The sequence below is a fragment of the Chitinivibrionales bacterium genome (assembly GCA_014728215.1).
Classification (GTDB): domain Bacteria; phylum Fibrobacterota; class Chitinivibrionia; order Chitinivibrionales; family WJKA01; genus WJKA01.
The window spans coordinates 1-3355 of sequence record WJLZ01000031.1; the positions used below are offsets into that span (position 1 = coordinate 1).

Consider the following 3355-nt stretch of genomic DNA (forward strand, 5'->3'; position numbering starts at 1 on the left):
ACAACCGTTTTATAGGGCACCCGGGTCTGGTACTTGAGCAGCGCATTGTTGATCTTCTCGATATAGCTCTCATTTTTCCGGGTACCGTCAAAATTAAGCTCCTCGATATTCAGCGGCGTCAGCCCTCGCTCTGTCAGGCGATCCAGTACCTCGTCAACATCCGTACCCTCGGTGGTCCCCGAAAGGACCCTGTTCTGGGTATCCCTGACTTTATAAGCAAACTTCGGCATACAGTGAGAAATAATTGATTTTTTCGAAAATGTCAATGTTTCCCAGGACATTGATATATTTAAATGATATGGGAAAATACAAAATAAATTCAAATTATTCCAGCGCTTTGCTCCTTTTCCCCGTCTATCTCTAATAATTATATTATGTTACAAGAATATATTTGAAACATGCTCGATATATTTCTATAATTACAGGTATAGAGTGGACATTTTGATTTTAATTCGTCTTATTCGGTGCGTGGCAGCTTTATAATAATCAGTATAACCAATAAAAATCCATTAAGCGCCGAATTACGGTAACCAGCTTTCCCCCACACCTGTCGTAGGGTATTCCGGTACAAAAAGTATATATATGTCGGATTCTATTGCACAAAAAACTAAAAAATCCTCAAAGCCTGTTTATATCCGCAATGATGTGCTGAAAATCCTCTATGCGGGCATGCTTCTGGAAATGAAAACATCCGACATTCGTGAATTCTGGCGGCGTTTTCCCCTTCCAGGCACCAGGCTCCCCGAGCAGGAAGCGGAAATGTATTCCCATCTGTGGAACGAAGACTCGACGACCCCGCTGGAGTATGCCATTGAAGTGCTCGGCGCGCTGGAGGAATTTCTTTTATCAAAGGATATCGACATCCTCGATTTTATCCGGAGAAGTTTCCAGCGGATCAACCGGGGGATGCTTATTTCCGCAAAATCGGTACTGAGCTGGGGCAAACCCTTTTTAGGCCATCTTTTTACGGCCCGGGACGTCCGCCCGCTGCTTTTGCAGATGATCGAGTTTTTTACCGACAAACTGGCGCCGGGAATGGTCCAGAAAGTTGTCAAACACGAGACCGTCGACAACTGGAATATTGCCATGATGATGCTGATGCACTCATATCCGGCCGAATCGTTCAAACTTCACAAAAAGAAATACGCCAAACCACTCCCCCCCCACGACAGTGAACTCTGGGTAGGCATGATAATTCAACTCCTCCCCCATTGCATGAATATCGCCCCCTACGAAGAGCTTTTTTTGGTATGCGATAGTCAACAAATTGACCAAGTCGTCTGGGACCATACCGTAGAAAAAAGCGACCACATGGTGCTTATCGACGATGAATACTTTGGAACCGTAACAACCCTCTACGATTTTCTGAAAACACGGGATATCGCGATCGATCAGTATAAAGTGCCCGACACCGAAGTAATTGTTGCAAGTAAAGATTATTTCTGCCCCCGGCGCGAGCGCGTTATTCTGCACAAAGGATGCGCCTACCATGCACCCATTTGCGTGTATGGTTTCCGCTACACTCGGGACTCAAAAAAACCACCCGATTTTTTAGCCGGCATTATCGATGACGCCACATCGAGTGATGATAAGCTCTGGTCGGAAGCGCATAAAAAGCATCGGGCACTCATCGATGAAATATCTCACAAATTTAGTGTGGTGTACCATATCAAGGATGAAAGCATCTCGGTCAACGGCAAACATTTCATCCGGTCGGTCCCTGCTAAAATCCTTCGGAAAATAGTCCGGACCTACAAAGAATCCGGTCGCACCGAATTCGAGTACAGAGAGTTTATCCGCGACTCAAATATCGTGTATGATCCGGTTTCGCCCAATTTAGGTGTCCGCCTTCAACGCTTGATCCAGTCCCTTGAAGAATCCTATCCCGAATTCAAAGTCACCAAACCCCAGCGCGGTAAAATCGCCTTTGAAGCCTCGGTGAATATCGAGTATGGCGAAGAGGATAATTAGTACTTGCTCATAATTGAGTTTCAGCAATTTTGAACAGTGTCAATGTCAACATCAAAATCAAAGTCAAATTTCACATCTTAAATAATATGGGTATTACATTTTTAATGGGGAAAGGGATTCCTGGCTTTTTCCTCCTTTCGTCGGGCCTTTTCTTTACATCCCTGCTATGGAAAATGCTTGATTATATGCTATGCCCATAGAGCCGCATGAGGAGAGAATAATATCGATATCGGAGTACCTTAAAACAGGCGATAAGTACAGGATATTTCTTTTCCAGAATACCATGTTTCCCTGAGATAATTTTTTGTTAAGCCATTAGAAAAGATGGCTTTTTTTCGGCAAAAGGGATGATGAGAATTTGGCGAGGGATGAGGAGGGATGTAAGGGCATTCCATGCCCTTAGACCCTGGTAGGAAAATGCTTGATTATATGCTATGCCGGCAGACCGGCATAGGAAGAGTGAAGAGCCGCACGAAGATCCGATAAAATCGTCACTCCGGAAGTCATCACCGATACAACTCAAAAAGTATTATTACGAATTTATGAGATTATAAGAACAAGAATAGTATACGCTGGATGAACGTGAAAAAGCACTGCCTTGCTGACAAGACCCGAACCTGTGCGTATTAATCAAGGCCCTCCTTATCCGGAGGCCTTTCCTATATCAAAAGATAATCCTCGGATAACTCGGATTTATTATGAAAATATCTTTCGTGTTTTGGGCGAGAGTCTACAACCCCCGAAATCGACTTTCCGAGCAGAAGAAGTCAGTTTCGCCCCCCTCCTGTTATTTCATCATAGAAAAATAATCCTTTTGTATGCACTTTTGCGCCGCCTTTGACAATTATCGTATCGATTGGATAGACGCCGATATATGGATCTCCAACGCTTCCTTCGCCAAAAAGATTTCCATCGCTCGTATCGACAATCAGAGCATTGGAATCGACATCCGAAACGGTAAATGCACCTAAGGGAGACACAAAATCATAATTCAACTTAACCAGATTGATGTAACGCAGGGCAAATCATCCACAAAATCAGGCCGAAGCGCCTCCTAATTCTTCTATATCTCTTATATCCTGTGGACGTCCAGCAAAACGTTTGCTTTTAAACAGATCGGCTTTTGAAATAAAATAAACCTGAATGTCTGCATAGCTTCCGCATAGAATATCGATATCTTTTGTGGCCCGGATAAACCCGTAAAAAGCTACGGCATAGCCTCCAACGATTACATATTCAACACTTCTCTCGTTGAGCAATCGTAAGAGTTCTTTCAAATCTTCGTGAATAATCATAACCTGCAATTCTTCCTAAATCGTATCGCAGTTCTTCCAAAAGTGAAATACGCTCCTCTCCCGAGAGATCTTTTGTCTGCTCATATGCT

At 43.6% G+C, this 3355-nt stretch carries 4 protein-coding genes; 1 reads left to right on the plus strand and 3 read right to left on the minus strand.

What is annotated here, in order from left to right; translation table 11 throughout:
- A partial coding sequence (locus GF401_02010) for a hypothetical protein (GenBank protein MBD3343821.1) occupies window positions 1-230 on the minus strand: 230 nt, incomplete at its 3' end.
- A gap of 352 nt (window positions 231-582) precedes the next feature.
- Between GF401_02010 and GF401_02015 the strand changes: the two genes are divergently transcribed.
- Window positions 583-1971 carry a hypothetical protein gene (locus GF401_02015; GenBank protein ID MBD3343822.1) on the plus strand — a complete coding sequence of 463 codons (1389 nt, stop codon included), beginning with the start codon at window positions 583-585 and terminating at the stop codon, window positions 1969-1971.
- Between the two features lie 767 nt (window positions 1972-2738).
- Here the strand turns inward: GF401_02015 and GF401_02020 are convergent.
- Both GF401_02020 and GF401_02025 read right to left on the minus strand, forming a co-directional pair.
- The gene (locus tag GF401_02020) at window positions 2739-2951 is read right to left on the minus strand and encodes a hypothetical protein (GenBank protein MBD3343823.1); all 213 of its coding nucleotides are present in this window, start codon (window positions 2949-2951) and stop codon (window positions 2739-2741) included.
- A 57-nt stretch (window positions 2952-3008) separates the two neighbouring features.
- On the minus strand, window positions 3009-3266 hold the full coding sequence (locus GF401_02025) for a hypothetical protein (GenBank protein MBD3343824.1): 258 nt from the start codon (window positions 3264-3266) through the stop codon (window positions 3009-3011).
- Window positions 3267-3355: the final 89 nt, after the last annotated feature.